Consider the following 25,764-nt stretch of genomic DNA (forward strand, 5'->3'; position numbering starts at 1 on the left):
TCAGGCGACGCAGAACTCGTTCCCCTCGGGGTCGGCCATGACCATGTGGTGGCCTTCTGCTTCGTCGATCACGGTCGCCCCGGCCGCCTTCAGGCGCTCGGCCTCCGCGGCGATCCGCTCCCAGCGGTCGTCGCCCTTGCCGCCCACGCGTATGTCGATGTGGAGGCGGTTCTTCGCCGTCTTCGGCTCGGGCACGCGCAGGATCGACAGGCGCGGGCCGATTCCTTCGGGGTCGCAGAGCCAGGTGCCCTCGCTCGGATCGTCCTCGGTCACCCCGTGGTGCCGCAGCCACTCCTGCCGCGTCTTGAACGGCGGGGGCGGCGGCTCGTCCACATACCCCAGCGCCAGCTTCCAGAACTCGCCCAACCGCACCGCGTCCGCGCAGTCGAACGTCAAATCGATCCTCGCCGCCACACCGGGCCTCCTCTCGTAGAAGACCAGACCCTACCGCCCCACCTCGCGGAAGACCAGACCTTGGAACTCGACTCCGACACCGCCGCCGTTCTCGGCGGGCGAGGATCGATGCGAACGCTGGGATGCCTCACCTGTCACTTGTGAAACACCGAGCGCACCAGTTCCCCGAGCTCCACGGTCATGTCCTCGACCGATTTCTCCTCTGGGCCGAAGTACTTGGGGTCGCGGTCGGAGTCTCCGGAGCTGTTTCGGCTCCAGATGGTGACTCGCAGATTGCTCTCGGAAGCGACGCACCTGTACGAGTTGTCGATGCCCGGTCGTTGTTTGTGGAGGCAGGTGCCGTGCTCCCACCCGTTGAGTGCCTTGTAGTCGGGCCACCCGCCGTCATCGAACATCGGCTCGTAGGGACCGTATTCCTGCTGGTCTCTGACGTCGATCTCGATTGTGATCTCCTGACTGTCGGTGGCCGACTCGCTGGTTCCCCACCATTTCCACTCACACCGATATTCGCTGGTCGTTCCCACCTTCGAGATCCCCGGGGAGTCCGCTTCCACCCCGTCCCACCCCAGCAGCTCCGCCGTGGTGTCCACACTGCCGAGGCATGTGGTCGACCAGCTCTCGGGCGCGTTGAAGCGGTAGTCGATTCTCAGGTGGTCGAACAGCTCGTATGAGACGAACATCCCGATGATGACAATTATGTAGCCCAGCACCAGGAACATCCGTCGATTGGAACCGGGCTCCCCCCACCACTTCTGGGATCCGGGAGACTGGCTAAAGGCTTGACTCATGATGGAAGCTCTCGGTGTTGATCTCGTCAGCTCCGGGAGGGACCGGAATCGCCACCTTCCGCATGGGCCATTCGCTGCGAACCGCGTCGATGGCCGCATAGATCTCGTCGTCGGCCTCCCTGAGCGCAGTCTCGACTTCGCCGAACCTCGTGCCCAGGTTTCTCAGCAGCGAACTCACGTTCTTCGCGGTCAACTGCTTCTCGGTCAATTGGAATGAGTACATGCTTCCCGCCAACCCCGTCACACCGCCTCCGAGCGCCCCGGCAATGGCCAGCGCCCCCGCGGAGGCTCCCGCGCTCAGTCCTGCGGCCACCAGAGAGAGAACCCCGATGGTGATCGTGTCCTGCATGGCCTCCTGCTGCTCCCAATAGACCTTTATCATCTCGGCCGTCAGCGTGAGTGCGCCATCGATCAAATTGCCCGCAGAGTCCTTGGCCGCACTCGCCATCGCCTTCAATGACGCGCACGCGTTGTCCGCGGCGGCGAACATCTCTGCCTGCCGCAGCTGAGCCGGACGGTATCCGCTGAAGTACTCTTCGAAGGATTCTGCGGCGTCTCCGTACCAGTCGCCGATCTTGTTGAGCACATTGCCGGGCGCTCCTTCAAGGTCCACCATGTCCAGAGCTACCACGTCGAGAATTTCTGCGGCACCGCTGAACTGCTCCGCGTCGATGCTGTAGACGTTCCGGCAGAAGTCAGGGATGCCTCCGAGGTCTGGACTGTCCTCGCTTGAAATGACCGCTCCCTCCTTCTCCATCGCGGCCTCGTAGTATGCCTTGAACGGAAGACCGGTGCCGACCGCTGCGGCGGCCGCCGAGAGGGGATTCCAGGCGTCAATGGCCGTTTCGAGCGCCTTGAGCTCGTGGATGTTCACGGCGAGCTCGTAGAGGGCCTGTTCGAGTTCTTCGGGGGTTTGGGGGACTGGCATCGTGTCTCCAGTGTGGTTGTGCCGGGAGGGGCCGGGCGGTTCAGTCTTCGGGAACCGGGCGACCTTGATTCCGGCTTCCGTCGGGGTAGACTGGGGGGCGCGGCGGCGTTCCGGGCTCCTCACCGTCGGGGAAGCCTTCCGCCAAGAGCGCGTTGAAGTCGGACTGTGTCTCGTCGTCCGCGCCGGCGTAGTTTTCCGCGACCTCGATGAGCGTCGTGGCCGCGGCCTCGATGTTCTCGCTGCTTTTGGCGAAGGCGTACTGGACGTCGTCGCGAAGGGCGAGAAGCGCCGAACCGGAGCGGAAGATCCCGCTGCCTCTGGACATGACGCCTGCGACCGGAGCGGGATCGAGGTTGAAGGCCGTCGTCTGATCGACCTTCGCGGAGTATCCACTGTACTGCTCTGCCAGTGGCCGCAGATCGTTTTGTGCGACCTCGTACAGCTCGTAGAGGTCGGCGGAGAATCGGCTGCCTTCGCCGGGGGAATCAGGCACGAGGGGACTCCTCTAGTCATGGGGCAGAGTCGCGTCATTGCGTGATCACAAGAATTTACCACCGGTTCGCAACTGGCGGTGTCGAGGTGAAAGCGGTTGCTTGCCGCCCTTCGACTTGGGAACGGCCGAAATGCACAGTGGAACGGCCAGAGTGCGCAGTCACGGTCCCGCTCCAGAACCCGCCGACCACCCCGCGAGTGAAGACCGGTGCGGCCGCTGGGACGATGACGGGCGTCTGCGACCGGCCTTTGGCCGATCGCAGACGCCCGTGCCGTCCTTGTGACTATGCGATGGCTATGCGACGTCGCGTCGCTTGATGAGGGTCAGGGCGAGGGCCACGAAGACCACCAGGTAGCCGACCAGCATGCCCGTGGCGACCGGCCCGGAGAGCGCATCGAGCACCCCCGGCGTGCCCTCGGCGCCGCCCGCCGCCGAGCTGAGCGCCCCCGCGAGCGAACCCGCGCTGGAGCCGGGCAGGCGGTCGACCACGGCGGGCATGCCGTCGATCAGCTGGGACACGCCGCGCAGCAGGTTCTCCACCACCAGCGTCCACAACAGGCCCAGGCCGACGCTCAGCGCCGGGCCCCGCGTCAGCACCCCGAGGAACACGCCCCCGGCCGCCCACATGCCCAGCACCAGGGCGGTCCCGCCCACCGAGGCGGCCATGTCGCCCCAGTCGGGCCAGACGAGGGCCTGCGACTCGATCCCGGCCACCAGGCTCGACAGGCCGAGCGTGAAGACCGTGCTGAAGAGCACGAGCCCCGCCACGCACACCCCGATCGCCGTCACCGTGCCGCCCGCGGCGGCCACCCGGCCGGGCCCCTGTGTCAGGACCGTCTTCCACGTTCCCCAGCTGTAGGCGTTGCCCACGGTGAGCGCGGCGAAGATCATCGCCACGGCGCCGCCGAACATCGGCGTGCCCTGGATGAGGATCGCCGGTGCCGCCTGCGGCAGCATCGACGCCAGCAGCTCGGCCGTCGGCCCGCCCTGGAAGGCGTCCGCGTCGCCGCTGCGGTAGGCGATGTAGGGGAAGGCGTACGCGAAGGCGAACAGGAGGGTGATCCACACGCCCCCGAGCACCCAGGTGGCCGGCCAGAGCATCAGCCTGCGCAGTTCGGCCCGTGTGCTGTGCGACCAAGCGTTCATCGTCCTGCCTCCGTCATCGTGAGGAACACGTCCTCGAGTGAGCGTTCTTGCACCGCCACCGAGTGGACGTCCACGCCGTCGGCCACGAGCTTGCGCACCATGGCCGGGACGTCGACGCCCGCGGCGTCGGCGGTGAGGACGGCGCGCCCGTCCTCGTCGCGGTTCTGCTCGACGTCGCCCGCCGCGCCCTGCACGATCGGCATCGCCCGGTCGCCGGGCTCGGCGCGGACCCGCAGCACCCGGGCGCCGCGCAGGTCGGCCACGGTGCCCTCGAAGGACATCCGGCCGTCGACGATGACGCCGACGCGGTGGCAGCACTGCTGCACCTCGGCCAGGAGGTGGCTGGAGAGCAGGACGGTCTGGCCCTCGCTGCTCAGGTCCTGGATCAGGCGGCGCATCGAGGCCATCCCGGCCGGGTCGAGGCCGTTGGTGGGCTCGTCGAGCACGAGCAGGTCGGGGCGGCCCATGAGGGCGGCGGCGACGCCGAGCCGCTGCTTCATCCCGAGCGAGTAGGTGCGGAAGCGGTCCTTGCCGCGGTCGGCGAGGTCGACGCGTTCGAGCGCCTCCTCGGCGTCGGAGCGGCCCAGGCCGCGGTAGCGGCCGACGACCCGGAGGTTCTCCAGGCCCGAGAGGTACGGGAAGAACCCGGGCCCCTCGATGAGGGAGCCGGTGCGCCGCAGCGCCTCGGGGCTGCCCGGCCGGAGGCCGTGCACGAGTGCCGAGCCGCCGCTGGGCTTGACCAGCCCGAGCACCATCCGCAGGGTCGTGGTCTTGCCCGCGCCGTTGGGGCCGAGGAAGCCGTAGACCTCGCCGCGGCGCACGGTCAGGCTCACCCGGTCGGCGGCCGCGCGGTCGCCGTAGCGTTTCGTCAACCGGTCGGTCGACACGATGTTGTCATCCATGACTTCATCGTCGCGGCGTGCGGCCGACGCCGCATCAGCGTGCGAACGTATCTCGCCCTCGTCGCAGGGGTGTACTCAGGCGGCGTCCGAGTCCCCGAGCGCGTCCGCCCGTACCGATATGATCCGACCGCCGCTGACACCCGACCGAGTCCCCCGAACGAACCCGTCCGTCTCACGCCGCCCGAGCCGGACGCCGTCGCGCCGCGCGAGCCGCGTGCCCGCTCGCTGCGTTGCCGCGCCCATACTGCGGGCGGGTGAGTGGGCTCGGATACCGCCTCGCGTCCCTATGCGCGGGAGTGGCCCGGCGCGGCGACATCACCGGGCCTCGTTCGGGCGGGCGTCCCTACGCGCGGGGAGTGGCCGCGGCCTCCGGCCTCGCCGCACCTCGCCTTCGCCGCAGGGCCGCACCCTCTCCCGGCGCGAGAGCGACTGAAACCTATACCATATAACCTATATTATATAGTGTAATATGTATGATGTAATATAACTTCTTTAGGTCCTGGAGCGGCCCATGTAGACGTTTCTGGTCCTGAAGCACGTGTCGCCGCCCTGCCCGTGGCGCTCGGAGGCTCACCGTCACCGTTTCCGCGGTCGCTTTCGCTGCTGCGGTCGTTGCCGACCGGTGACGTTCCCGCCCCAGCGTTCCGCTATCGCATCGAACAGCGGCGCGCTCGGCCCCGTCAACGCTTTGAGATGGCAGACCGTTGCCCGAGGTCGTTGCTCGGACCAGAGGCTCAGCGCTCCGTCCAGACCCTGTCGCGCTCCGACCTCGGTGTTCAACCTGCGGGCGCGGCGCCGGTCGAGGGCCCCGGACTCGACGATGAGGAATCCGCTCTTCTCGGTGAGTCCGTCGACCTCTCTCCACGGCAGGCGCGAGCGATACCTGCCCACGCGGACGGTGAGCCCTTCGGCGTCGACTCTGATCGACGCCTGATCGGGATCGGCCGACAGCTGTGTGGAACCGAGACCGATGCCGCAGGTGCCGACCATGAGCATGCCCAGCGTTTGCAGCAGTTCGGGTTCGGGATGGGGTTCAGCGGCGGTGCCGAACCAGAGGTCGCGCACCGTGGGCGATATGTAGGCGAAGAGGGTGAAGACGGTGATGAACAACCCTATGGCGATGGAGACCTGCGCGCTGAAGACGTGCTCCGTTTGGGGCCGTGGGGTCCAGGGAACGTCGAGCGCCCGCTCGTCGGCGCTCGGGCCCCGACCGCCGCGGCGCGAACGGCGAGCGGCCGAGCGGGGGCGGCGTCCGCGCGGTTCCCAATTTCGAGCCCACCTCATGAGCGGCGGGATCAAGGGACCGAGCCACAGGGTGAGAACGACGTACGGCACCTGCTTCCAGAGAGTGCCGCCCCACAACGCGGCGGCCACCACGGCGACGGTCGATGCCGCCACCACTGTGGCGACCAGCGCCCACCACCACTTCCGCCGCCGACTCCGGTGGTCCGCGCTCATGACTCGGCGGCCCGTCGGCGCCGATCGCCGCGATGCGCCAGTGAGCGGCACTCGTCGATGCCGATTCGGTGGGGAGGGGCGGGGCGGCGTTCGGGCATCGAGGACTCCAAGATCTCGGGGCGTGAGGGTGTGCTCCCAGATTAAGGGATCGGTGCACTGTGGCGCGATGTCCGGCGCGACCGGTTCGATGGAGTCCCGTCAGGCTCGCCCGCGGCGGCGCGTGCGTTATGCGCGCGAACGTCCCACGTAGACGTTCCTGGCCCTGAAGTAGGTGTCGCCGCCCGGCCCCGACGAACCCGAGGAGCCCTCCATCTGGAGGTTGATGATGAGGTGCATCGGTTCGCCCACGAAGTTCGATCCGCGGTGCGCGCCCTTCCACGTCCCGTCGAGGTAGTAGTGGATGTCCACGTCGGCGCCGCTCACCTTGGTCATCCAGATCCGGTACTCGTGCCAGCTGCCGGGCGAGGAGACCGGGACGACGGTGTTGTCCCACGACCCGTCGTAGGTGTTGAACCAGTTCCTGGCGTCGCCCTTGTACTCCAGGATGTCGCTCTCCGGCGGCCACGAGTTCGCGCCGGTGATCCAGAACGCCGGCCACGTGCCCCGGGCCGAGGGCGCCTGGAACTCCCCTCGGATCTCGTAGTTGGGGAACTGGTCGGAGACGGTGATCAGCTCCTTGGAGTGGATCGCCCCCGAGTGGTAGTGGATCGGCAGGTGCGGGTCCTTCGAGCTGGTGCCCTCGTCCCAATCGATCCGGGTGGCCTTGATGTTGAGCTGGCCGCTGGGGGAGAGGTAGAGGTGGTTGTTGTCCGTGGAGCTCGCGTACATCCGGGCGGTGCCGTTGTGGTCCGACCCCCACGGGTAGAGGTAGTTCCACTCCGATTCGAGCGCCTGGCGGCCGGCGAACGAGCCGCTGATGACGGTCTCCCAGGCGGCGGCGCTCATCCGGTCGTCGGCGGAGGCCCGGGCGGCCGTTCCGGCGAGCACCGCGGCGGCCGCGGGCATCGCGATCACCGCCCGCCTGGTCCAGCGCGGGGCGGGGCGATCGGGCTCGGGTGAGGTCGGGTGCTTCGGCATGATGACCGCCTTCGCTGGGTGGGGGCGTTTCGGGTCTTACACGTAATGTTCACGTAAACATCGATGATTTACAATATATTGTGCTCTTTGAGCAGGGCATTGTCAACGGCGAACCGCCGTCCCGCCCGCAGGAGTCCAGCTGCGAGGTGTGCGACAGCGCCGTCTCCACATCGAGGCGCCGCCCGTCCTCAGGGATCCAGCTGCGAGAGGCCGAAGGAGATGAGGAAGCCGACGACCGTGATCACGCCGATCCACATGTGCGCGTTCTCGAACGCCTCGGGGATCATGGTGTCGGCGATCATGGACAGCATGGCCCCCGCCGCCAGCGCGGTGATCGCGGCCAGCAGACCGCCCGAAGCGCCGTCGAGCAGGCCGTATCCCGCCATGGAGGCCAGGCCGCTGACGACCGCGATGGTGCCCCACATGCCGAACACGTAGCCCTTGCCGCGCCCGGCCCGGCGCATGCCCGAGGCGCTCGACAGCCCCTCGGGGACGTTGCTGATGAACACCGCCACCACGGTCGTCGCGCTGACCACGCCGCCGCCGAGCAGACTCGTGCCGATGACGATGGACTCCGGTATCCCGTCCAGCAAGGCGCCCAGCGCGATCGCGGTGCCCGACCCCGGTTTGTCCGACTCGGACGGCTGCTGCTCGCCCGAGCGCTTGCGGTGCCGCGCGCCGTACCTGGACAACGCGACGTTCGCTCCCGTGTAGACCAGGGCGCCCGCCAGGGCGCCCAGCACCGTCGGCCGCATGCCGCCGCGCTCGTGCGCCTCGGCGATCAGCTCGAACGACACCGCCGACAGCAGCACCCCGCTGCCGAACGCCATCACGCTCGCCACGATCTTGACCGGCACGCGCACCAGGTAGCCGATCAGCGCGCCCACCAGCAGCGCCGAGCCCGCCAGCAGCCCCCAGCCTCCCGCTGTCAGCAATCCGGGCATCGCTCACTTCCCCATCGGTGGTCAGTCCTCGTACGGCGCCTCGTGCGCCGGATGATCGTCGGGCGGCCCGTACGGGCTCAAGAAGACGTACTTCACCGACGCGTAGCGCTCGCGCAGCCGCGCCTCGGCATCCCGCCCCGTCCGCTCGATCGCCGCGCCCGAGGCGCCGTCGCGGAAGTCCACGCGCGCGGCCACGAGCACGTCACTCGGTCCCAAGTAGAGCGTGAGCAGCTCGCCGACGGCCGTGATGTCCTCGCTCGCCTCCAGCTCCTCGCGCAGCTCCGCCCGCAGCCGCGGGGACACGGCCCGGCCGACCAGCAGCGAGACGTTCGCCCGGCCCAGGCTCACCGCCACGGCCAGCAGCAGCACGCCGATGAGGACCGAGGCGCCCCCGTCGTAGAACGTGTTCCCGGTGATCTCGGTCAGCGCCAGCCCGAGCGCGGCCAGGAGCAGGCCCGTCAGCGCCGCCGCGTCCTCCAGGAAGACCGCCTTGAGCGTCGTGTCGGGCGTGCGGCGCAGCAGCGTCCCCGGCCCGATGGACCACTGGCGCGACTCCGACCTGACCTGACTGATCGTCCGCAGGAACGAGACGCCTTCGAGGATGAACGCGATCGCGAGCACGATGTAGGAGACCAGGAAGTCGGTCTCGGCCTCCGAGTTGATCGAGTGCAGGCCGTGCGTGATGGAGAACAGGCCGCCCGCCACGAAGGTGCAGGCCGCCGCCAGCACCGCCCACAGGTAGGCGGTGCGCCCGTACCCGAACGGGTGCACCTCGTCGGGCGGGCGGGCGCTGTTGCGCAGCGCCGCGTACAGCATGATCTGGGTGACGGTGTCGGCCGCCGAGTGCGCGGCTTCGGACATCATCGCGGCCGAGCCCGAGAGCAGGCCCGCGATGAGCTTGGCGATGGCGATGGCGAGGTTCATCAGAGCGGCCACGATGACGGTGACCACGCTCTCCGATTTCTCTTCCTGCTCTTCGCCCGAATCGCCCATCAGCCGAGCCTAAAGGCCGCGGCGCGGTCCGAACACCCCTTTGCGCCATGACGGCATGTCCGGCCGGGAGGCGGAGACGATCGTGCGTGTCCGCGGCACCATCACGGCGCCGCGGCCGCCCGATCAGGCGCTGGCCTTGACCCACTCGGGGTACTGGACCATCCACTGGTCCAGCGTGTCGTTCCGGACCGCCGCCCACAGGGCGTCGGCCGCGACCTGCTGCTCGCCCTCGTGGGTCTTCACGATCGAGACCTTCTTCCCGTCGGGGTAGATGTCCTCGGCGCTGGAGGGAACGTGGACCGTGTTGATGCTGTTGGGGTCGATGTCGCGCAGGTTCACCACCAGGTCGGTCACCGACACGTCCTTCGGCAGGTCGAGCGTCAGCGAGTCCCCGAACCCTTCGAGCATCCCGGTCAGGGCGGCCGGGTCCTTGTAGAAGCCCTGCTTCTTCGCCTCGATCAGGATCGACTTGATGGCCTGCTGCTGCATCTCCTGGCGGCCGTAGTCGCCGCCGCGGCCCTCCTGCCAGTCCGAGTCCCAGTCCCACGGCTTGCGCTGGCGCACCAGGTCCAGCGCGTCGTCCTTGCCGTAGTAGGCGCACCCTTCGGGGAAGACCTTGTGAGTGTGGATCGACTCGATCTCGTGCCAGGGGCACAGCTGGATCTCGCCGACCAGGTCCACCATCTCGATGAAGCCGCCGAAGTCGGCCGTCGCGGCCATGTGGAACTCGACGCCGGTGAGGTCGTAGATCGTGTTCACGACGTTGGCCCGCGTCACCTCCCAGTCGTCGCTGATCGAGGCGGCGTGGTTGAGCTTGTACGTGCACGGGTTGTTGCCCCAGCCGGGGCCGCAGTCGGGGATGTCCACCCACAGGTCCCGCGGCAGCGAGATCATGGTGGCTCCGGTCAGCTCCTTGTTGATGTGCACCATGATCATGGTGTCCGACCTGGTCGACCCGCCCTGCTTGTCGACGCCGAGCACCAGGATGTCGAGCGGCCCTTCGAGGTTGTCCGCGTCGACCTCGGCCTGGTGCTCGCCGAGGATCTCCTCGTGCTCGACGGCCGTGTTCGCGGCGTTCACCCCGTACTGGGTCACCGCGGCGGCGCCGCCGGCGATGACCGTGGTCAGTCCGCCCGCGTACAGCATCACATGCGCCCACCACGGCGCGTGACCCTTGCCAGCCATCAATCCTCCATCGGTCGGTCAGGTCGTCCGGTATGTATAACGCCCCGGCGGCCGATGCGGGTTGCAGACGCGCCAGATCAATTCGAGGTGTTCTCGGCTGTGTCCCCCGCCGCGTCGTCCGCACCGGCCGACTCGCCGCCCTCGGCGCCGGTCGTGTCGGTGGCGGTGGTGCAGTCCGGCATGTTGTCGCCCTTGTACCACTCGGGATTCGCGCAGACCCACTCGTCGATCTTGTCGTCCCGGATCGCCTGGTACAGCGCCTCGGCCGCGATCTGCTCCTCGCCCTCGTGCGTGACCACATAGGAGGTGCCGTTGATCTCCTGCGCCGTGGACGGCACGCCGATCGAGAGCATCGCGTTCGGGTCGACGCCGGCCATCTGCGTGATCATGTCGGTGAGCTGGTAGTTGCCCAGGTCGAGCGTGAGGGACTCGCCGAACTTCTCCAGCAGGGAGACCGCCTTGGTCGGGTCCCGGTGGTAGCCCTGGTTCTTCGCCTCGATCAGGATCTGCTTGATGGCCTGCTGCTGCATCTTCTGGCGGCCGAAGTCGCCCCAGGTGCCGTTCGCGTAGTCCTCGTCCCAGTCCCACACGTAGCGCTGGCGCACGATGTCGAGGGCGGCGTCCTTGTCGTAGCGGTTGCAGCCGCCCTCGTAGGTGATGCCCGTGTGGATCGAGGTGATCTCGTGCCACGGGCACAGCTCGATCGTGCCCAGCTCCTCCACCAGGTCCAGGAAGCCCTCGAAGTTCGCGATCGCGCCGCCGTCGAACTCGATGCCGGTGAGGTCGGTGATCGTCGCCGAGGTGTTCTGGAACGACTCGCCCCAGTCCTCCGAATAGGCGAACGCCTCGGTGAGCTTCGTCTCACACGCGGGTTGGCAGCTGGGGATCTCCACCAGGAGGTCGCGGGGGATCGAGATCATGCTGACCTCGGTGAGGTCCTCGTTGACGTGGACGATGATGTCGGCGTCGGTGCGGGCCAGGCCCTCGGCGCCCACCCGCTCGTCGGTGCCCAGCACCAGGAAGTTGAGCGGACCGGTGATGTCCGCGCCCTCTTCGGTCTCGACGCGCTGGTCGCCGAGGAGGTTCTCGGTCGGGACGGCGTTGTTCACCAGGTTCAGGCTGATCTGCGTGGCGACCGCCGCGCCGCCGGAGATGACCATCACGATCGCGCCCATGATGACCATCGCCTTGGCCCACCACGGGGATGACGCCCGGGCCGCATGCTTGATCGGCTCGCTCACTACTACTCCCAGGGGTATCCGTTGTCTGCGGGGAACACGCGCAGATCAGTGGTGGGGTTGCACTGTCCCAGCACCCTAGAGCATCTCGTCACGGAGGCGAAGACGAGTGCTGCTCACGGTGGGGTCTAACCGAGACTAAACCGGCATAACCAGAAAAACCAATGCGACGGCCATCACAATGAGCGGCAAGGCGAACGCGAACCCGAGCTTCCAGGCGCTCCACGCCCGCGCCCCGGCCACCCGAGCCGACCAGCCGCTCACCAGCACCTGGCGCGACCGGCCCCGCACGGTGTACTCCACCGACCACACCGGCAGCAGCAGCGACCGGCACCCCCGGCCCGAGTACACCGTGTCGACCGCGCCGACGCGCTGCTCGTCGCCGCCGATGTCGCGCCGCACCGCATCCCGCACCGCCGCGTCCATCCGCAGCTCCGCCTCCGCCAGGCCCGCCCGCGGCTCCACGTCGGCGCCCGCCACGCGGTGCCCCGGCACCGGCACCGGCCGCGACTCCTCCGGCCGCCAGTCGGGCGCCAGCGCCGCCAGCAGATGGCGCGGCACGCCCGTCGTCGACGGCACCAGCACGTCGACCAGCGAGCACGCCACCGTCCCCGCCGCCGGACGCCAGAGCGTGCGCCGGAACCGGTTCCCCCGCTCGTCCCGCGCCCAGTGGTAGGAGCCCCGCTCGCCGCGGTACCGCGAGCGCGCCTCGGCGCTCCACGCCCAATGCGGCACGTACACGCTCGTGAGCGACTCGGCCCGGTCCAGGCGATTGAAGCGGCGCGGCGCGAACCGGCGGCGGCCCCGCGTCCACTCCCGCAGCGCCCGCCGCGCCCCCGCCTGATCGATCCGGAACGGCAGCACCAGCTCCCGCCCCGCCGCCTCGACGCCCGGCGAAGCACTGGTATTCAGAGAGGCATTGGCGTTCAGCGAAGCCCAGCCGCGGTCGACGCGCTCGGGCCGCAGGTGCTGCTCGGTGCCGCAGAACGGACACGAGAGCACCGGCGAGCCCGGCTCGGGCTCCAACTGCGCGCCGCAGGTGGTGCACGGGCAGGCGCCCGGCGCGGATATCTCGGCCACGGCCCCCTCCTCACAGGCGCGCACCGCCTCACTCTAACGCCGAAACGGCCCCCGCACGGCCGACTGCGCCGCGAACGTCCAGCCCACGCCCTGAACGGCGTACGCGCAGCGCACAGACCGGTTCGCGCTCATGCGCATCGGCTCCTGGGCGCCGACGTGAAAGCGATCGCCGCCACTAGATATATCCGCCGCGGGGTGGCAGGATAGTGCTGTGACGCCACGGAGGGAGACCACACCTGCGCGTGATTATGCCGAGGAATACCGGATCTTGCGCGAGATGATGGGATCGGGACGGATAGCCGAAGCGGTCGACCACGCCACCACCATCGCCTACAACGCGCCGACCCCGCAGCGACGCGCCCAGGCATGGCTGTTCATCCTCCAAGGCCAGATCAACCGGCGCGCCATCGACAGGATCCCGAACACCCTCGACCAGGCCGACTCGGCCGTCCGCCGCTGCCGCGGCGACTACCGGCTCACCGGCAAGTTCCACGCCCTCGCCGCCTGGTACCACCACCACCACGTCAAGTCGCTCCACTTCACCGCCCAGCACCTCGTGCTCGCCCGCCGCGCGCTGCGCTCGATGAACGAGACCAGCCAGGCCGCCGTCGACGCCTGGTACGACCTGGCCGGGGTCATGAGCAACTGCGGCTACCAGCAGCAGTCCGCCGAGGCCCTCGACCAGTGCCACATGCTCGCCGAGCGCATCGGCGTGCCCCGCTCCTCGGTCGAAGGCGTCGAGATCCGCGTCCGCGAGGCTTTGCTGTGCTACTACACCGGCGACCCGCACGCGTGCATCGGCCTGCTCAGCAAGGAGCTGCGCCGCGTCAAGCCGCACCTGCACGAGCTCGACAAGCGCGAGCTCGAGTGGATCCACTACGCGCTCGGCCGCCTGGGCCTGCTCGGCTTCTCCGAGCAGTGGTCGGTGGAGCAGATGCTGCCCGAGACGACCTCGTCCGCCGAGGCGCTCGACCTGCGGGCGCTGGCGCGGGCCTCGCGGCTCATCGCGCAGGGGCGCGGGCCCGAGGCGCTGGCGACCCTGGAGGCGCGCGAGATCGGCTACGAGACGATCGGGGTCATGGAGCCCGAGCACCTGCGCTCGCTGGCGCTGGTGGCCAAGGGCGACCACGCCGAGTCGATTCTGGCCGCGCACGCCACCACGTACGCGCTCTACAAGCAGATCAACGAGTTCCACACCATTTACCTGGACTCGGCCGCGGCGCTGGTGGACCACGACCAGCTGCGGCGGGCCGCCGCCGGGTGGGCCGACCGGGCGAACACCGACGACCTGACCGGGCTGCCGAACCGGCGCAGGCTGGATGCGTTCCTCGCCGACATCGAGGGCGACGGGATGATCGCGGTGCTGGACCTGGACGGCTTCAAGGCCGTCAACGACACGCACGGCCACCAGGCGGGCGACGCGATCCTGCAGCGGGTGGCGGCGCTGCTCTCGAGCGTGGTGCGCTCGGGGGACCTGTTGGCGCGCACCGGAGGCGACGAATTCATCCTGGTGCTGCCCAGCGCCACCGAGTTCGACGCCGACGCGGTCTCGGAGCGGATCCGCGTGGCCGTGGCCGCCGAGAACTGGGAGTACTCGGTGCCCGGCACCCCGGTCGACGTCTCGATCGGCTGGGCCCGCCTCGTGCCCGGCGGCAACCCCTCGCAGACGCTGTGGGCCGCCGACCAGGCGATGTACCAGATGAAGCGCGCTCGCAAGTTCCAATGAATCAGGGAGTGTCCCGGGCAAAACGGACACCTGGGGACCCCCCTTTTAACACTACGCACGGGTACCGACACTCATCGTGACTGCACGGTGCGATCAATGCAGTGTGGTCAATGCGGCGTGAACCATACGGGCGGCGTGATCAACGCGGGTGATCGATCCGGGCGGTGCGGTCAATGCGCTGCGGTCAATCGTGGCCGCACGGTGCGCTGATCGCGTCGAGCTCGACCGTCGTGACGTATCCGGTGAAGCCCTCCTCGGCGTAGCGCGCGCACGCCTCGGCCACGTTCGCCGGCTCCGTGGCGTAGTCCACCGCCAGCACGAGCTTGCCCGAAGCGGCGATCGCCCGCACGTGGTCGAGGTTCTCGCCGCACCACTCCGCCTCGCACGGCTCGTCGCTGTCCAGAAAGAACAGGTCCTCCACGCCGATCCCGTCGATCGACTCCATGTACCCGGGGAACTCCCGCAGCTCCGGCGCGTTCTGCGGCAGCACCTGAAAGCCCGGCCGCTCGGCCGCCGCGTAGTCGTCCACCGCGGCGATGAGGTCGACCATCTTGCGCGCCAAGGAATCCCGGTCCTCGCCGGGCACCAGCTCCAAATCGATCTCCTCATAGGCGTTCGGCACGTCCAGGTACACCCCGTCGAAGCCCGCCGCCAGCGCCCGATCCAGGCGCGGGCGCACCGCCAGGTCCCACCACCGCTGGTCCCAGTACGCCACGAAATACTCGTCCGGCCAGTCGCCCCACCGGTTGAGCACCATGTCCGTGGCGGCCACCGCCGCGTACTCGGGCCGGTAGGTCTCGATCGAGCCCACCGTGAAGTACGCGTAGACGGCCTTGCCCGACTCGCGCAGTCCGGCGATCTCCTCGGCGGTGAAGTAGTCCTCCCCGCCGTCGCGCGCCAGGTCGACCACCGCGGCGTCGCCCTCGGCCGCGGCCAGCTCGGCGAGCCCGCCGTCCGCGTAGTCGGTCAGCTGGTACACCCAGCCCGCCGGCGCCTCACCGGCCTCCCCGCCCTCACTGCTCTCCCCGTCCGAGGGGTCGGCATCCGCACCGGCAGGGTCGGCGCCCGTGCAACCGGCGAGGAGGAACGGGACGGCCAGCAGTGCCGCACGGAGTCGTCTCATGCCCCGCAGGCTAACCGCATCGTGCCGATCGCCTCGGCCACCGCCTCCACCACCAGTGCCCGGACCACATCCGGCGAGGCCTCGACCCTCCCCGTCGCGGCCGCGACGAACGCGTCGCCGTCCATCCGCGTGTGCACCGGACTGATCGCCCTGGCCAGGCCGTCGTGCGCGCCTTGGGCGAGCAGGTGGCACTCGACCTTGTCCAACCGCGCGTTCGTCGCGACGAGCCCGATCGTGGTGTTGCGCCCGAACCCGACCGGGAAGCCCTCCGGCGTGAGCAGGCTCCGGTCGAGCGGCCCCGGCTCGCCGAAGGCGTTGACCGCCGCGACGGCGCTCACCACCAGCTCCCCGAGGCGCAGCGTGGCCGAGGCCAGGCCCGACGGCAGCGTGACCCCGCGCCACTGGCCGACCGTCGCCCCGCGCCCGGCGCCCACCGGCCCGGTGAGCGCGGCCTCACCGCTCTCGGCGTCCTCACACGCGGCATAGCCTTGGGCCGCTTGCGGGACGATGCCCGATCCGTCGAGGTCGTACAGGCCCAGCGTCGGCACGATCGGCACCGGCCCGCCCGGCGTGGCGACCCCGCGGCCGCGCTCGGCGAGCCACCGCACGACCCCGTCGGCGGCCGCCAGCCCGAACGCCGAGCCGCCGGTGAGCAGGACCGCGTCGATCCCGGCGTTCGACCGGACCGGATCGAGCAGCTCGATCTCCCGGGAGGCCGGGGCGCCGCCCCGCACCTCGCCCGACGCCAGGGTCGGCTCCGCGAACAGCAGCACCGTGCACCCGGTGCGCTCGCCCGTCCAATGGCCCGCTCGGACGCCCAACTCCAGCATGGCGACAGACTACCGCCATCTGCGCGTAACGGTCCCGTCGAATTCGATAACCAAACGGTAACTCAGATCTTTGTAGACAGTGGTGCGCGATACATGTGACCCACGCAAAAACCCTGGATTTCCCGGGTGCACACCCCATATGATGGGTATCGAAGCCGGGAGGCACAGCGAAGAAGCGGCAATCCCGATCTGGCCTCAAGCCCCCGGTCCCGATGCGGAAGCATCGACCCGCCGCCGTCGACAATGGCGTCATCGACAAGCGGTCATCACCCCAAGAGAAATCCACTATCCGGCACACCCTGCCGGGAAGGAACAGCAATGAACAACGAGTTCGTAGGTGCATACCTCGCAGTCGACGCCGCCAACTCCGAGGCGCTCTCGGCGATGCCGAACGCTCCGGTCGTCGACGACGGCCGCGCGAACAAGCCTTACGTCGCCGGCGTCACCGCTCAGGACAAGGTCCGCTTCTCGACCGCCGCGGCCCTCCGCCGGATGGCCAACCGCGTCGAGCGCGGCTCCCTGACCCGCGCCGCCTAAGAAGGCGAAGGCCTAAGCGCACCCACAAGGTGCCGGCCGGACTGCACAACTCAAGAAACACACACGCGACGCGCTGAGCCCCAGAGGCCAGCGCGTTTCGCCATCCCCGGACGGGACCGCCTCCTCCAGCCGGGGCGCTCCGCGGACGGTGACACGGACGGGCCCCGACCGCGCAGCGGTCGGGGCCCGTCCGTCGGGAAGACCTTGCGGCTACCAGTCGGCGGCGGCCTTGCGGCGCCTGACGACGACGAACATGACCGCACCGGCGGCCAGGGCGGCGGCCGCGGCGGCGATGATGATCGTCATCGAGCCGCCGGTGACCGGCAGCTTGCCGGAAGCGTCGGCGTCATCGCCGCCTCCGATCATGTCGGCGGCGTTGACGCCGATCACCGCGAGGTTGCTCTCCAGGTCGCCGTCGAGGCTCTCCCCATCCTCGCCGCCGTAGATGGCGCCGACTTCGATCAGGCCATCGGTGGCCGTAGCGGCGTTGTTGACCTTGACCGTGAAGGTGAAGTCGAGCGTTTCGCCAGGAGCGAGCCGTTTGAAGTAGCAGGACAGGTCGAAGTGGTCGAGTTCGGAGTCGCTGCCGATGTACTCGTAGGCGCCGTCGAGCGAATCCTCATCGATACAGCTCCAGGCTCCTCCATCGCTGTCGATTCGCACGAGTTCGGTTCCGGCAGGGAGCTGAGCGCGCAAGTTGTAGGACCCGAAGCTGTCGACATAGTGGTATGCCGCCGCGGGCCCGTTGTTCGTGACCGGGACGGTGACGGTCACCTCGTCGCCTTCCGAGCCCTCGATGTTGGCCGAGGTGACCGCCAGATCGTAGGGATTCTCCGCGGTGACGATGTTGATCGTGCCCATGTAGGGGGCGTCGCCCTCGTCCGTGGGGCCGTCCCAGGTGTCCGTGGTCTTCAACGAGAACAGGTCGTCCGAGGCCTCGTCCCAGAACACGCCGCCGAAGTCGTCCTCCAGCGTCTGGGCATCCACCGTGTACACGTTGTAGTAGCAGGCGCAGAGGTCGATCGGTCCCGGAGCGTCTTCACTGATCGCGTAAGTGACCGGGCTGTCATCACTGAGGGTGAAGAGGCTGCCCTGCAGGTCCTGGAAGTGGGTGATGACGCAGGTTACGCCCCGATCGCTCCCCCAGCGGCCTTCCATGCAGTTGTCGTAGTCGGCGATGGCTTCGGCGCCTTCCAGGTCCATTCCGACCCGGCTGAACGGGTCGCCGAACGCCACGACGACCGCCGCGGCCGTATCCGCGAGCGGACGCTCTTGGAGGAATACCGGAGAGACGTCGACAGTGCTGCCCGGGGAGACGCCTGTGACTTGCACATTGCCGTGCGTGAACGGTTTGTGTGGGTTCATGCCCGCGAAGTCGGTGACTTCGATGGTGCCGTAGTACGGCTCGATGGGAACGCCCTCGATGGTCGCCGTGAGCGTGTACTCGTACACGCCGAGTTCGGCCTGTTCGGTGGGACCGTAGCCGATATTGTTGAAATAAGCGCTGTAACCGTTATGCGACACCTGTTCGCAATGGAAGCCGGTGCCCTCGGAGTACACCTCGCACTCGTTGTCCCCGACTTCGAGATCGAATTCGAATGTTCCAGCGGGAGCATCGATCGCCATGTCGATGGTGACGTTCGGATCGTTCTCGTAGATCTGTGCGATATCCACCGTGATCTGTCCCCAGTACAAATCCTCGGTGGGCATGACGAGACTCTCCAGCTCAGGAATGATCTCGGGTTCCGCGAGGTCTTGGGCGGAGGCGGGGAGGGCGGCGATTCCTGCTGCCAGGAGGCCTGCGGCGGCCGCGGCGGCGAGGCGCCGGGGTTGAAGGGGGGTCATGGAGTTCCTTGTTCTGTTGATCGGTGAAATTCGGCGGGGCTTGCCGGAGAGATGAGAGGGGCTTCCCGAATCAACACGCGCCTCATCCGCCACCGGTTGCATCCGCTTGCCGAGCGGCACTCCGGCTTCCGGGCGACGCACTGAGGGCGCTCGGCTCGATGAGCCGGGCGCCCTCGGTTATGGCCTTGTGTCGCTTGCCCTCAGGCGCGCCAGCCCGGGATGGGGTAGGCCTTGCAGAACTCGCGGATCTCGCCGGCGACGACGTCCAGTTCGGCGTCCTTCTCGGCCTTCGCGGCACTGATCGCGCGGTCGATCCAGTTCGCCACCAGCTCCATGTCGCCCTCGGTCATGCCGCGGGTGGTCACGGCCGCCGTGCCGATGCGCAGGCCCGAGGGGTCGAACGGCTTCCTCTGGTCGAACGGCACCGTGTTGAAGTTCAGCTCGATCCCGGCCCTGTCCAGGGCCTTCGCCGCGGGCTTCCCGCCGATCTCCTTGCCGGTCAGGTCCACCAGGATCAGGTGGTTGTCCGTGCCGCCCGAGACCAGGTCGTACCCGCGGTCGTTCAGCGCCGAGGCCAGCGCCTTCGCGTTCGCCACGATCTGGTGCGCGTAGGCGCGGAACGACTCGCGGGCCGCCTCGCGCAGCGCCACGGCGATCGCCGCCGTCGTGTGGTTGTGCGGGCCGCCCTGGAGGCCCGGGAAGACCGCCTTGTCGATCGCCTTCGCGTGCTCGGCGTCGGTCATGATCATCGCCCCGCGCGGGCCGCGCAGCGTCTTGTGCGTCGTGGTCGTGATGACCGGCGCGTGCCCCACCGGGCTCGGGTGCGCCCCGCCCGCGACGAGCCCGGCGATGTGGGCGATGTCGGCCATGAGCACCGCGTCCACCTCGGCGGCGATCGCGGCGAAGCCCTCGAAGTCGATCGTGCGCGGGATCGCGGTCCCGCCGCAGATCATCAGCTTCGGGCGCTCCTTGCGGGCGACCTCGGCGACCTCGTCGAGGTCGATGCGGCCGGTGTCCTTGCGGACCCCGTAGTGCACGGCGTTGAACCACTTGCCCGTCGCCGAGACGCTCCAGCCGTGCGTCAGGTGCCCGCCCATCGGCAGGCCCATGCCCAGCACGGTATCGCCCGGCTTGAGGAACGCCAGGTAGACGGCGAGGTTCGCGGGGCTCCCCGAGTAGGGCTGCACGTTGGCGTGCTCGACGCCGAACAGCTCCTTGGCGCGGGCGATCGCCAGCTCCTCGACCTCGTCGATGAACTGCTGGCCCTCGTAGTAGCGCTTCTTGGCGTAGCCCTCGGAGTACTTGTTCGTCAGGATGGACCCGGTGGCCTCCATGACCGCCTCGGAGACGTAGTTCTCGGAGGCGATGAGCCGGATCTTCTCTGACTCCCGGCGTCCCTCGGCCTCGATGAGCCGCTCGATCTCCGGGTCGGCGGCCGCGAGGTTCGCGGTGAGGGCCTCGTAGGCGTCAGTCATTTATGCTCCTTGTCGATCGGCATGGTCGAGCACGGCGACCGGGCAGGTGGCCTTGACATACCGAGCATAACCGGCCCCAGCGGCCCGGTTCAGCTGCGTTTCCCCCGCCTGTGATGCCCGTCCGCTGTGACGCGATCGGCCGTGCGAGACTCCATTGCGTACACGCAGTACGGTGCGATGTATGTCACCTAAACCTGCGACCAGCGCGCTCGGCCTCGGCTTCGCCGTCGCCGCCACCGCCGCGCTGGCCCAGCTCGGACTCGCCTACGGCTTCGGGCTGCTGTCCTGGGCCGACGCCGCCCCCGGCTCGGCCGACCCCGTCCTCGACTACCGCTGGAACGCCAACCTCGCCTGGGTCGTCTGGTTCTCGGCCGCCTCCTGCGTGGTCGGCGGCATGGCCTCGGGCGTCATCGGCAGCCGCGGCGCGGCGTCCGGCTCGTCGGCCGTGCGCGTCGGCGCGGTCTTCGCCGCCGCGGTCGGCGCGTTCGCCATCGGCCCGCTCGTGGCCCTGTCCGCCCAGCAGAGCGCCGCGTCCTCCTCCTTCCCCACCGATCCCCTCCTCGCCGCGGGCGTCGGCGCCGCCGTCGGCTTCGTGCTCACCCTCATCGGCCTGGGCTCGCGCGCCGTCGCGGTCAACGTCGGCGCCTCGGTCGCCCTGATCTGGCTCCTGGCGGTCCTGGCGACGTTCACCGACATCGGCGACCCGGCCACGCCCGTCACCGAGCTGGCGGTGTGGGGCTCGTGGGCGAGCCCCGACTCGGCCCTGGGGCGCCGCGGCCTCTCGATCGCGGTGCCGTTCGTGATCGGCTCGGCCCTCATCGGCATCGTCGTCGCCGCCATCGCCCGGCGCGGCCCCATCACCAACTCCGGCTACCGGATCGCCGCGGCCTCGGGCATCGCCGGACCGCTCATCGTCACCGTCGCCCATCTCGCCGACCCCTCCCAGGCCGACAACCCGGTCATCCTCGTCGGCCCCTACGCGGCCATCGCCGGGCTCCTCGGCTCGCTGATCGTCTCGGCGATCCCCCGCGCGGGCGGACAGGTCGACGACGCGCCCGAGACCTCCGAGGCGACCGACCGGATCGAGCCCGCGCCGGGCTGGACCGTGCCCGAGGCGCCCGGCTCGGCCTACTCGGGCACGAAGGCGGGCGACACGAAGGACCTGCCCGCCGAGGACGCTCCCGCCGACCCCGACGTCGACTGGGTACAGGAGCTCAAGCCGGTGGGCGAGGGCGGCACCCTCACCGCCGACGCGGACACCAAGACCGAGGCGAAGGCAAAGCCGAAGCGGACCAGGAAGGCCGCGAAGCGGACCCGGCGCAAGCTCGCCGACACCGAGTCCGACGCGGAGAAGGAGGAGTCCTAGACCTCCCATTCGTGGACCGGACGGCCGTCGGCCGACTGGGCCGCGTAGTCGAGCACCATCGCCCGCAGCGCGTCGCCCCGCTCCAGGCGCTGCCGGTGCTCGGCCACCTGCACTCTGGCGACCTGCCAGGACGCGCCGTTGACTCCCCGGCGGCACCGCTGCTCGATCACCCCGAGGAAGCGCTCGGCGTCGCCGCGGACCACGCCCAAAGACGCGAGCCCCTCGGCCGCCAGCGGCAGCAGCTCCTCCAGCACCAGCGTCCGGGCCGGGACGCGGCCGCGCCCCGGCCACACCTGGTCGGCCTGGATGCCGTGCCTGGCCGCGGCGTGGAAGTTCGCCGTCGCGTCGGCGAAGTCGAGCCCGTCGGACAGCTGCTCGTCGCGCTCGGCGAAGTACACCGTGAGCCCGTAGAACAGCGCCATGTTCGCGCAGATGTCGACCGGCGTCGGCCCGGCCGGGAGCACCCGGTTCTCCACGCGCAGATGCGGGCGGCCCGCCCTGATGTCGTAGACCGGGCGGTTCCACCGGTAGATGGTGCCGTTGTGGAAGCGCAGCTCCTGCAGGGACGGCACGCCGCCGTCCGCGACCACTGCGAGCGGGTCCTCGTTGCCGCACAGCGGTAAAAGCGGCGCGAAGTGACGGTAGTTCTCGTCGAACAGGTCCAGGGCGCTGTCGATCCAGCGCTCCCCGAACCAGGCCCGCGGCATCGCCCCCGCCGCGCGCTCGTCGGCGCGGCGCGTGTCGGTGCCCTGCTCGAACAGGACGATGCGGGTCTCGGCCCACAGCTGCCGCCCGAACAGGTAGGGGGAGTTGGCCCCGAGCGCCACCTGGATCCCCGCCAGGGCCTGCGCGGTGTTCCAGTAGCGGTGGAAGCCGTCGGGGTCGACCTGGAGGTGGAACTGCACGGAGGTGTTGGCCGACTCGGGGGCGATGTTGGGGCACGAGAAGTCGACCGACTCGGCCCCGGTGATGTCGATGTGGACGTCCTCGCCGCGCGCGGCCATGATCCCGTCGTTGAGGACCCGGTAGCGCTTGGCGCTCGAGAGCGAGTCGATTCTCATGTGGCCGGTGAACAGGGTCGGCATCGTGCCGATGGGGCAGCAGTGGACGCCGGCCTTGTCGGCGGCCTCGCGCACCTCGGAGAGGATGACGGCCAGATCGCTCTCGTACCAGGAGACCCCGGCGCCGTCGAGCATCCTGGGGGGAAGGTTCAGTTCGATGTTGAAGGCGCCCAGCTCATGCTGCGCGCTGTAGAGGGCCTCCTCGTCGACGGTGGTGTGCAGGTACTGCAGGACGGCCTCGTTCGCGAACGCCGGATCCCCGCTCCGCTCAAGGAGGTCGAGTTCCAGTTCGATGCCGGTGAGGGGCCGTCCCCGGTCGAGCCGCCGATCGGCCAGGAGCTGCGCGAGGGCTTCTCGTCCTGCTTGGAGCTTCGCTCGGTACGCGGATTGATTCCAGTGCGCCAAGGCAGAACCGCTCACCTCGTCGCCCATGTTTTCCTCCCCAGGAATCGATGGTCTATCAACTTTAAGCGGTAGGTCACTTCACGGCTACCAAGAGAAATGCCAGTTCGTCCCAAATGCTCGGTTCACGCACATATTAGGGATCGGTCACTCCCAGTGGTGTCAAAAGGTTGACACAATCGGGTCTCACTTGGCAACCGTGGGTGCGCTACCAGCGGATGGGTAGTATCAGCGCGTGACCGAACAGCGCCCATCACGGCCGGGCCGGGCCGATTTCCTCGCCGCCAACCGGGGCGGCGGCATGCTCACCATGCTCGACCAGCGCGGCGGGGCAGCGTTCGCCTCGCTCGCATGGCGACTCGGCCTCAAGCCGACCCACTTGACGCTGCTCAACCTGGTCCTCGGACTGGCCGCCTCGGCGGGCGTCATCGCCTACATCCCGGCCGCGCGGGACGGCGCTCCATGGTGGCCGGTGGCGCTCGCCGCGCTCGTGCTGTGGAAGATCGCCTACATGCTCGACTGCGCCGACGGCCAGCTCGCCCGCGTCACGAAGACCGGCTCCGAGGCGGGCGCCCGCGTCGACATCCTGTGCGACGTGGCGATCCAGACGTCGGTGGTCGCGGTCGTCGTGTCGGTGGTCGACGCCTACACGCCGAGCGTGCCCGCGTGGGCCGGCGCGGCCTTCGCGGCGCTGTGGATGACGAACCTCGTCACCGCCGTGATGGCCAAAGAGGACGACGGCGTCTCGCTCGTCAGATCGACCAGCCTGGCGGTGCGCCTGATCAAGCTCGTGCGCGACTACGGCTTCGTCATCATCGTCATCGCCCTCGCCCTGCTGTGGCCCGACGCGATGGCCGCGGTCATGCTGTTCTTCGGCGCGGTCAACGCCCTGTTCCTCCTGGCGAGCATCGCCGCCGCCTCCCGCGCCACGCTCCGCTGAAGCTTATAGATTATAAGATATAATCATAACATATAATATGTAATACATTATAGGATATATGATATAGGAAATACGGCTCCGATGGAGAGTGAGGCCGTGCGGAGCGCGGGGCCTGCTCCTACCGGTCTGAGGCCAGTGCCGCCGCCGTACGCCCTCGACGACTGCGAGAAGAGCGGCGCCGGGGTGGGGGCCTTTCGATCGCGGCGAGGCGCCGCATGGAATCGAGCGCCAGAGGGCTGTCGGCCGTGTGCTTGCTTACGGCGAAGCCTGGCCGGCGGCACCGCTGGAGGACGTGCGGACTGCTGGCGCCATCGGTCACTGCGGCAGGATTCGCCGGACCGAGCCTCGGAGCACCAGGTGGGTTCCCAGGACCGTGTGCGGCGGCGGGCCGCCGTGCTTGGCGTGTTCCAAGGCGAGGCGCACGGCGGTGCGGCCGAGCTCCTCGTGCGGCTGGTAGACGGTGGTCAGGCCGATGTCCATCGCCGGAGGCAGATCGTCGAAGCCCACCATGGAGACGTCGTCCGGCACGCTCAGCCCCCGTTCGAGCAGCGCCTGACGCGCCCCGGCGGCGACCTGGTCGTTGACGGCGAACACGGCGGTGAAGTCCGGCTCCCCGGCCGCCAGCCGCTCGGTCATCATCCGGTAGCCCTCGTACCGCTCGAAGGTCCCCTCGACCTCCAGCGCCGGGTCGTGCGGCACGCCGTGCGCGGCCAGGGCCTCGCGGTAGCCCGCGATCCTGGCCTCAGAGGTGGTGTAGCCCGCGCGGCGGCCGAGGTACAGGATCCGCCGGTGACCGGACGAGAGCAGGTGGCTGGTGGCCGCGAACGCGCCGCCGGTGTTGTCGTACTCCACCACCACCGCGGGCACGTCGGGACCCAGCGGCGGCCGCCCGCACAGCACGAGCCGTGAGCCGATCGACGCCAGCGCGTGCGCGTACCGGCTCATCCGCGTCCGGTACTCCGCCCCGGCGGCCACGTTGCCGACCAGGATCACCGCTTCGGGGTGCTGCTCGCGCATGAACTGCACCATGGCCAGCTCGCGCTCGGCGTCCCCGCCGGTGGTGCCGATCTGGCACAGCCGGTTGTCCTCGGCGGCCTGCGTCTCGACGCCCTGGGCGACGTGGGCGTAGTGCGGCGATATCACCGAGTTGACGATGATGGCGATGCTCTTGCGCGCGTTGCCCACCAGGGCCCTGGCGTGGCTGTTGGCGACGTAGTCCAGCTCCTCGACAGCGCGCATGACCTTGCTGCGGGTGGCGGGCGCGGCGGGGTAGCTGCCGGACAGGATCCGGGACACGGTGGCGACCGAGACTCCCGCATGCTCGGCCACCTCGCGGATGGTCGTATGGCGCGCCCCGTCCCCAGACCCGCTTGCTTTCCGCGCCACTGCACCCACCCTTGTTAAAACATATTTATAACGGTTACAGAAACCAATGATTCCCGGTCGTCGGCGAAAGCGTCAAGCCGGGGTCGACGACTTCCGGTCGACGAGCGTTCGGCGGACGGTGCGTCCGCCCGTCCGCCGCCTCGTGCGGGCCTCGTTCCCGGCCGTCGAGTCGTCATCCTTTGATGCCGGAGGCGGCGATGCCTTTGATGAGGAATTTCTGGAACACGAGGAAGAACAGGACGACGGGGATGAGGGTGAGCAGGCTCATGGCCATCATGCCGCCGTAGTTGGAGACGCCCTCGGTGTTCTCATACGACTGCAGCAGGCGCGGGAGGGGGAACTTCTCGATCTCGTGCAAATAGATGAGGGGCCCGAGGAAGTCGTTCCATGACCAGATGAAGGTGAAGATCGAGGAGGTCACGATCGC

General features: G+C 69.0%; 23 protein-coding genes and 1 pseudogene. 4 read left to right on the plus strand and 20 right to left on the minus strand.

All coding sequences use genetic code 11. The features are described from left to right. The 13 genes from H613_RS0109150 to H613_RS25520 all read right to left on the minus strand — a co-directional run bounded on the left by H613_RS0109150 (window position 1) and on the right by H613_RS25520 (window position 12,646). Window positions 1-414, minus strand: a complete 414-nt coding sequence (locus tag H613_RS0109150) for a VOC family protein (RefSeq protein ID WP_026923555.1) — start codon at window positions 412-414, stop codon at window positions 1-3. A 134-nt stretch (window positions 415-548) separates the two neighbouring features. Next, on the minus strand, window positions 549-1,133 hold the full coding sequence (locus H613_RS0109155) for a hypothetical protein (RefSeq protein WP_026923556.1): 585 nt from the start codon (window positions 1,131-1,133) through the stop codon (window positions 549-551). Window positions 1,134-1,185: 52 nt separating this feature from the next. Continuing rightward, entirely contained in the window at window positions 1,186-2,130 is a 945-nt protein-coding gene (locus tag H613_RS0109160) for a hypothetical protein (RefSeq protein WP_026923557.1), read from the minus strand. Between the two features lie 40 nt (window positions 2,131-2,170). Then, a complete protein-coding gene (locus tag H613_RS0109165; protein ID WP_026923558.1) occupies window positions 2,171-2,623 on the minus strand; it encodes a lysozyme family protein in 453 nt (150 codons plus the stop codon). Between the two features lie 294 nt (window positions 2,624-2,917). After that, window positions 2,918-3,769, minus strand: coding sequence for an ABC transporter permease (locus H613_RS0109170; protein ID WP_026923559.1), 852 nt, complete (start codon window positions 3,767-3,769; stop codon window positions 2,918-2,920). Next, entirely contained in the window at window positions 3,766-4,671 is a 906-nt protein-coding gene (locus H613_RS0109175) for an ABC transporter ATP-binding protein (protein WP_026923560.1), read from the minus strand. The genes H613_RS0109170 and H613_RS0109175 overlap by 4 nt, the downstream gene beginning before the upstream one ends. Before the next feature lie 576 nt (window positions 4,672-5,247). Further along, window positions 5,248-6,129: a hypothetical protein gene (locus H613_RS30790; protein WP_156925931.1), complete on the minus strand. Its 882-nt coding sequence runs from the start codon at window positions 6,127-6,129 to the stop codon at window positions 5,248-5,250. Window positions 6,130-6,354: 225 nt separating this feature from the next. Next, window positions 6,355-7,134, minus strand: coding sequence for a glycoside hydrolase family 16 protein (locus H613_RS0109185; RefSeq protein ID WP_035737267.1), 780 nt, complete (start codon window positions 7,132-7,134; stop codon window positions 6,355-6,357). A 260-nt stretch (window positions 7,135-7,394) separates the two neighbouring features. Beyond that, window positions 7,395-8,150, minus strand: coding sequence for a ZIP family metal transporter (locus tag H613_RS0109190; RefSeq protein WP_026923563.1), 756 nt, complete (start codon window positions 8,148-8,150; stop codon window positions 7,395-7,397). 21 nt (window positions 8,151-8,171) lie between these two features. Then, window positions 8,172-9,143: a cation diffusion facilitator family transporter gene (locus tag H613_RS25515; RefSeq protein ID WP_051393146.1), complete on the minus strand. Its 972-nt coding sequence runs from the start codon at window positions 9,141-9,143 to the stop codon at window positions 8,172-8,174. A gap of 123 nt (window positions 9,144-9,266) precedes the next feature. Next, window positions 9,267-10,328, minus strand: a complete 1,062-nt coding sequence (locus H613_RS0109200; protein ID WP_084546478.1) for an LCP family protein — start codon at window positions 10,326-10,328, stop codon at window positions 9,267-9,269. A 77-nt stretch (window positions 10,329-10,405) separates the two neighbouring features. Beyond that, complete coding sequence (locus H613_RS0109205) at window positions 10,406-11,569, minus strand: LCP family protein (RefSeq protein WP_026923565.1); 1,164 nt, start codon at window positions 11,567-11,569, stop codon at window positions 10,406-10,408. 135 nt (window positions 11,570-11,704) lie between these two features. Next, the gene (locus H613_RS25520; protein WP_051393147.1) at window positions 11,705-12,646 is read right to left on the minus strand and encodes a TFIIB-type zinc ribbon-containing protein; all 942 of its coding nucleotides are present in this window, start codon (window positions 12,644-12,646) and stop codon (window positions 11,705-11,707) included. Between the two features lie 277 nt (window positions 12,647-12,923). Between H613_RS25520 and H613_RS0109215 the strand changes: the two genes are divergently transcribed. After that, window positions 12,924-14,372 (plus strand): GGDEF domain-containing protein, encoded by a 1,449-nt coding sequence (locus H613_RS0109215; protein ID WP_026923566.1) that lies wholly within the window; start codon window positions 12,924-12,926, stop codon window positions 14,370-14,372. A gap of 184 nt (window positions 14,373-14,556) precedes the next feature. On the opposite strand, the gene H613_RS0109220 is transcribed toward H613_RS0109215, so the two are convergent. Further along, entirely contained in the window at window positions 14,557-15,495 is a 939-nt protein-coding gene (locus tag H613_RS0109220) for a glycoside hydrolase family 191 protein (protein ID WP_035737123.1), read from the minus strand. Further along, window positions 15,492-16,325: a P1 family peptidase gene (locus tag H613_RS0109225; RefSeq protein ID WP_026923568.1), complete on the minus strand. Its 834-nt coding sequence runs from the start codon at window positions 16,323-16,325 to the stop codon at window positions 15,492-15,494. Before H613_RS0109225 ends, H613_RS0109220 begins: the two co-directional genes overlap by 4 nt. 318 nt (window positions 16,326-16,643) lie before the next feature. Here H613_RS0109225 and H613_RS0109230 point away from each other — a divergent pair, with 318 nt between their 5' ends. After that, a complete protein-coding gene (locus H613_RS0109230) occupies window positions 16,644-16,862 on the plus strand; it encodes a hypothetical protein (RefSeq protein ID WP_026923569.1) in 219 nt (72 codons plus the stop codon). 210 nt (window positions 16,863-17,072) lie between these two features. Here the strand turns inward: H613_RS0109230 and H613_RS0109235 are convergent, their stop codons facing one another. Further along, window positions 17,073-18,827, minus strand: a complete 1,755-nt coding sequence (locus tag H613_RS0109235; protein ID WP_084546479.1) for an LPXTG cell wall anchor domain-containing protein — start codon at window positions 18,825-18,827, stop codon at window positions 17,073-17,075. An 80-nt stretch (window positions 18,828-18,907) separates the two neighbouring features. Continuing rightward, window positions 18,908-20,182 carry a serine hydroxymethyltransferase gene (gene glyA, locus H613_RS0109240; RefSeq protein ID WP_026923571.1) on the minus strand — a complete coding sequence of 425 codons (1,275 nt, stop codon included), beginning with the start codon at window positions 20,180-20,182 and terminating at the stop codon, window positions 18,908-18,910. Window positions 20,183-20,363: 181 nt separating this feature from the next. Here glyA and H613_RS0109245 point away from each other — a divergent pair, with 181 nt between their 5' ends. Next, complete coding sequence (locus H613_RS0109245; protein ID WP_026923572.1) at window positions 20,364-21,548, plus strand: hypothetical protein; 1,185 nt, start codon at window positions 20,364-20,366, stop codon at window positions 21,546-21,548. Here H613_RS0109245 and H613_RS0109250 read toward each other — a convergent pair. Beyond that, window positions 21,545-23,041 (minus strand): glutamate-cysteine ligase family protein, encoded by a 1,497-nt coding sequence (locus H613_RS0109250; protein ID WP_026923573.1) that lies wholly within the window; start codon window positions 23,039-23,041, stop codon window positions 21,545-21,547. The two genes, H613_RS0109245 and H613_RS0109250, sit on opposite strands and share 4 nt — an antisense overlap. Window positions 23,042-23,246: 205 nt before the next feature. Between H613_RS0109250 and H613_RS0109255 the strand changes: the two genes are divergently transcribed. Continuing rightward, entirely contained in the window at window positions 23,247-23,951 is a 705-nt protein-coding gene (locus H613_RS0109255) for a CDP-alcohol phosphatidyltransferase family protein (RefSeq protein WP_026923574.1), read from the plus strand. A gap of 315 nt (window positions 23,952-24,266) precedes the next feature. On the opposite strand, the gene H613_RS25525 is transcribed toward H613_RS0109255, so the two are convergent. Together H613_RS25525 and H613_RS31355 are read right to left on the minus strand one after the other, a co-directional pair. Further along, the gene (locus H613_RS25525; RefSeq protein ID WP_211234754.1) at window positions 24,267-25,280 is read right to left on the minus strand and encodes a LacI family DNA-binding transcriptional regulator; all 1,014 of its coding nucleotides are present in this window, start codon (window positions 25,278-25,280) and stop codon (window positions 24,267-24,269) included. 229 nt (window positions 25,281-25,509) lie between these two features. Continuing rightward, window positions 25,510-25,764, minus strand: a pseudogene (locus H613_RS31355) (carbohydrate ABC transporter permease); the annotation flags it as partial.

Origin of the sequence: Glycomyces arizonensis DSM 44726, assembly GCF_000482705.1 — a bacterium.
Lineage (GTDB): Bacteria > Actinomycetota > Actinomycetes > Mycobacteriales > Micromonosporaceae > Glycomyces > Glycomyces arizonensis.

Bases quoted from the DNA above. Each gene is read 5' to 3' on its own strand.
- H613_RS0109225 (WP_026923568.1), bottom strand. From the start codon at position 16,325: ATGCTGGAGTTGGGCGTCCGAGCGGGCCATTGGACGGGCGAGCGCACC.
- H613_RS0109245 (WP_026923572.1), top strand. From the start codon at position 20,364: ATGTCACCTAAACCTGCGACCAGCGCGCTCGGCCTCGGCTTCGCCGTC.
- H613_RS0109220 (WP_035737123.1), bottom strand. From the start codon at position 15,495: ATGAGACGACTCCGTGCGGCACTGCTGGCCGTCCCGTTCCTCCTCGCC.
- H613_RS30790 (WP_156925931.1), bottom strand. From the start codon at position 6,129: ATGAGCGCGGACCACCGGAGTCGGCGGCGGAAGTGGTGGTGGGCGCTG.
- H613_RS0109185 (WP_035737267.1), bottom strand. From the start codon at position 7,134: ATGCCCGCGGCCGCCGCGGTGCTCGCCGGAACGGCCGCCCGGGCCTCC.
- glyA (WP_026923571.1), bottom strand. From the start codon at position 20,182: ATGACTGACGCCTACGAGGCCCTCACCGCGAACCTCGCGGCCGCCGAC.
- H613_RS0109190 (WP_026923563.1), bottom strand. From the start codon at position 8,150: ATGCCCGGATTGCTGACAGCGGGAGGCTGGGGGCTGCTGGCGGGCTCG.
- H613_RS0109160 (WP_026923557.1), bottom strand. From the start codon at position 2,130: ATGCCAGTCCCCCAAACCCCCGAAGAACTCGAACAGGCCCTCTACGAG.
- H613_RS0109200 (WP_084546478.1), bottom strand. From the start codon at position 10,328: ATGGCTGGCAAGGGTCACGCGCCGTGGTGGGCGCATGTGATGCTGTAC.
- H613_RS0109230 (WP_026923569.1), top strand. From the start codon at position 16,644: ATGAACAACGAGTTCGTAGGTGCATACCTCGCAGTCGACGCCGCCAAC.
- H613_RS0109175 (WP_026923560.1), bottom strand. From the start codon at position 4,671: ATGGATGACAACATCGTGTCGACCGACCGGTTGACGAAACGCTACGGC.
- H613_RS0109170 (WP_026923559.1), bottom strand. From the start codon at position 3,769: ATGAACGCTTGGTCGCACAGCACACGGGCCGAACTGCGCAGGCTGATG.
- H613_RS25515 (WP_051393146.1), bottom strand. From the start codon at position 9,143: ATGGGCGATTCGGGCGAAGAGCAGGAAGAGAAATCGGAGAGCGTGGTC.
- H613_RS0109215 (WP_026923566.1), top strand. From the start codon at position 12,924: ATGATGGGATCGGGACGGATAGCCGAAGCGGTCGACCACGCCACCACC.
- H613_RS0109155 (WP_026923556.1), bottom strand. From the start codon at position 1,133: ATGTTCCTGGTGCTGGGCTACATAATTGTCATCATCGGGATGTTCGTC.
- H613_RS0109250 (WP_026923573.1), bottom strand. From the start codon at position 23,041: ATGGGCGACGAGGTGAGCGGTTCTGCCTTGGCGCACTGGAATCAATCC.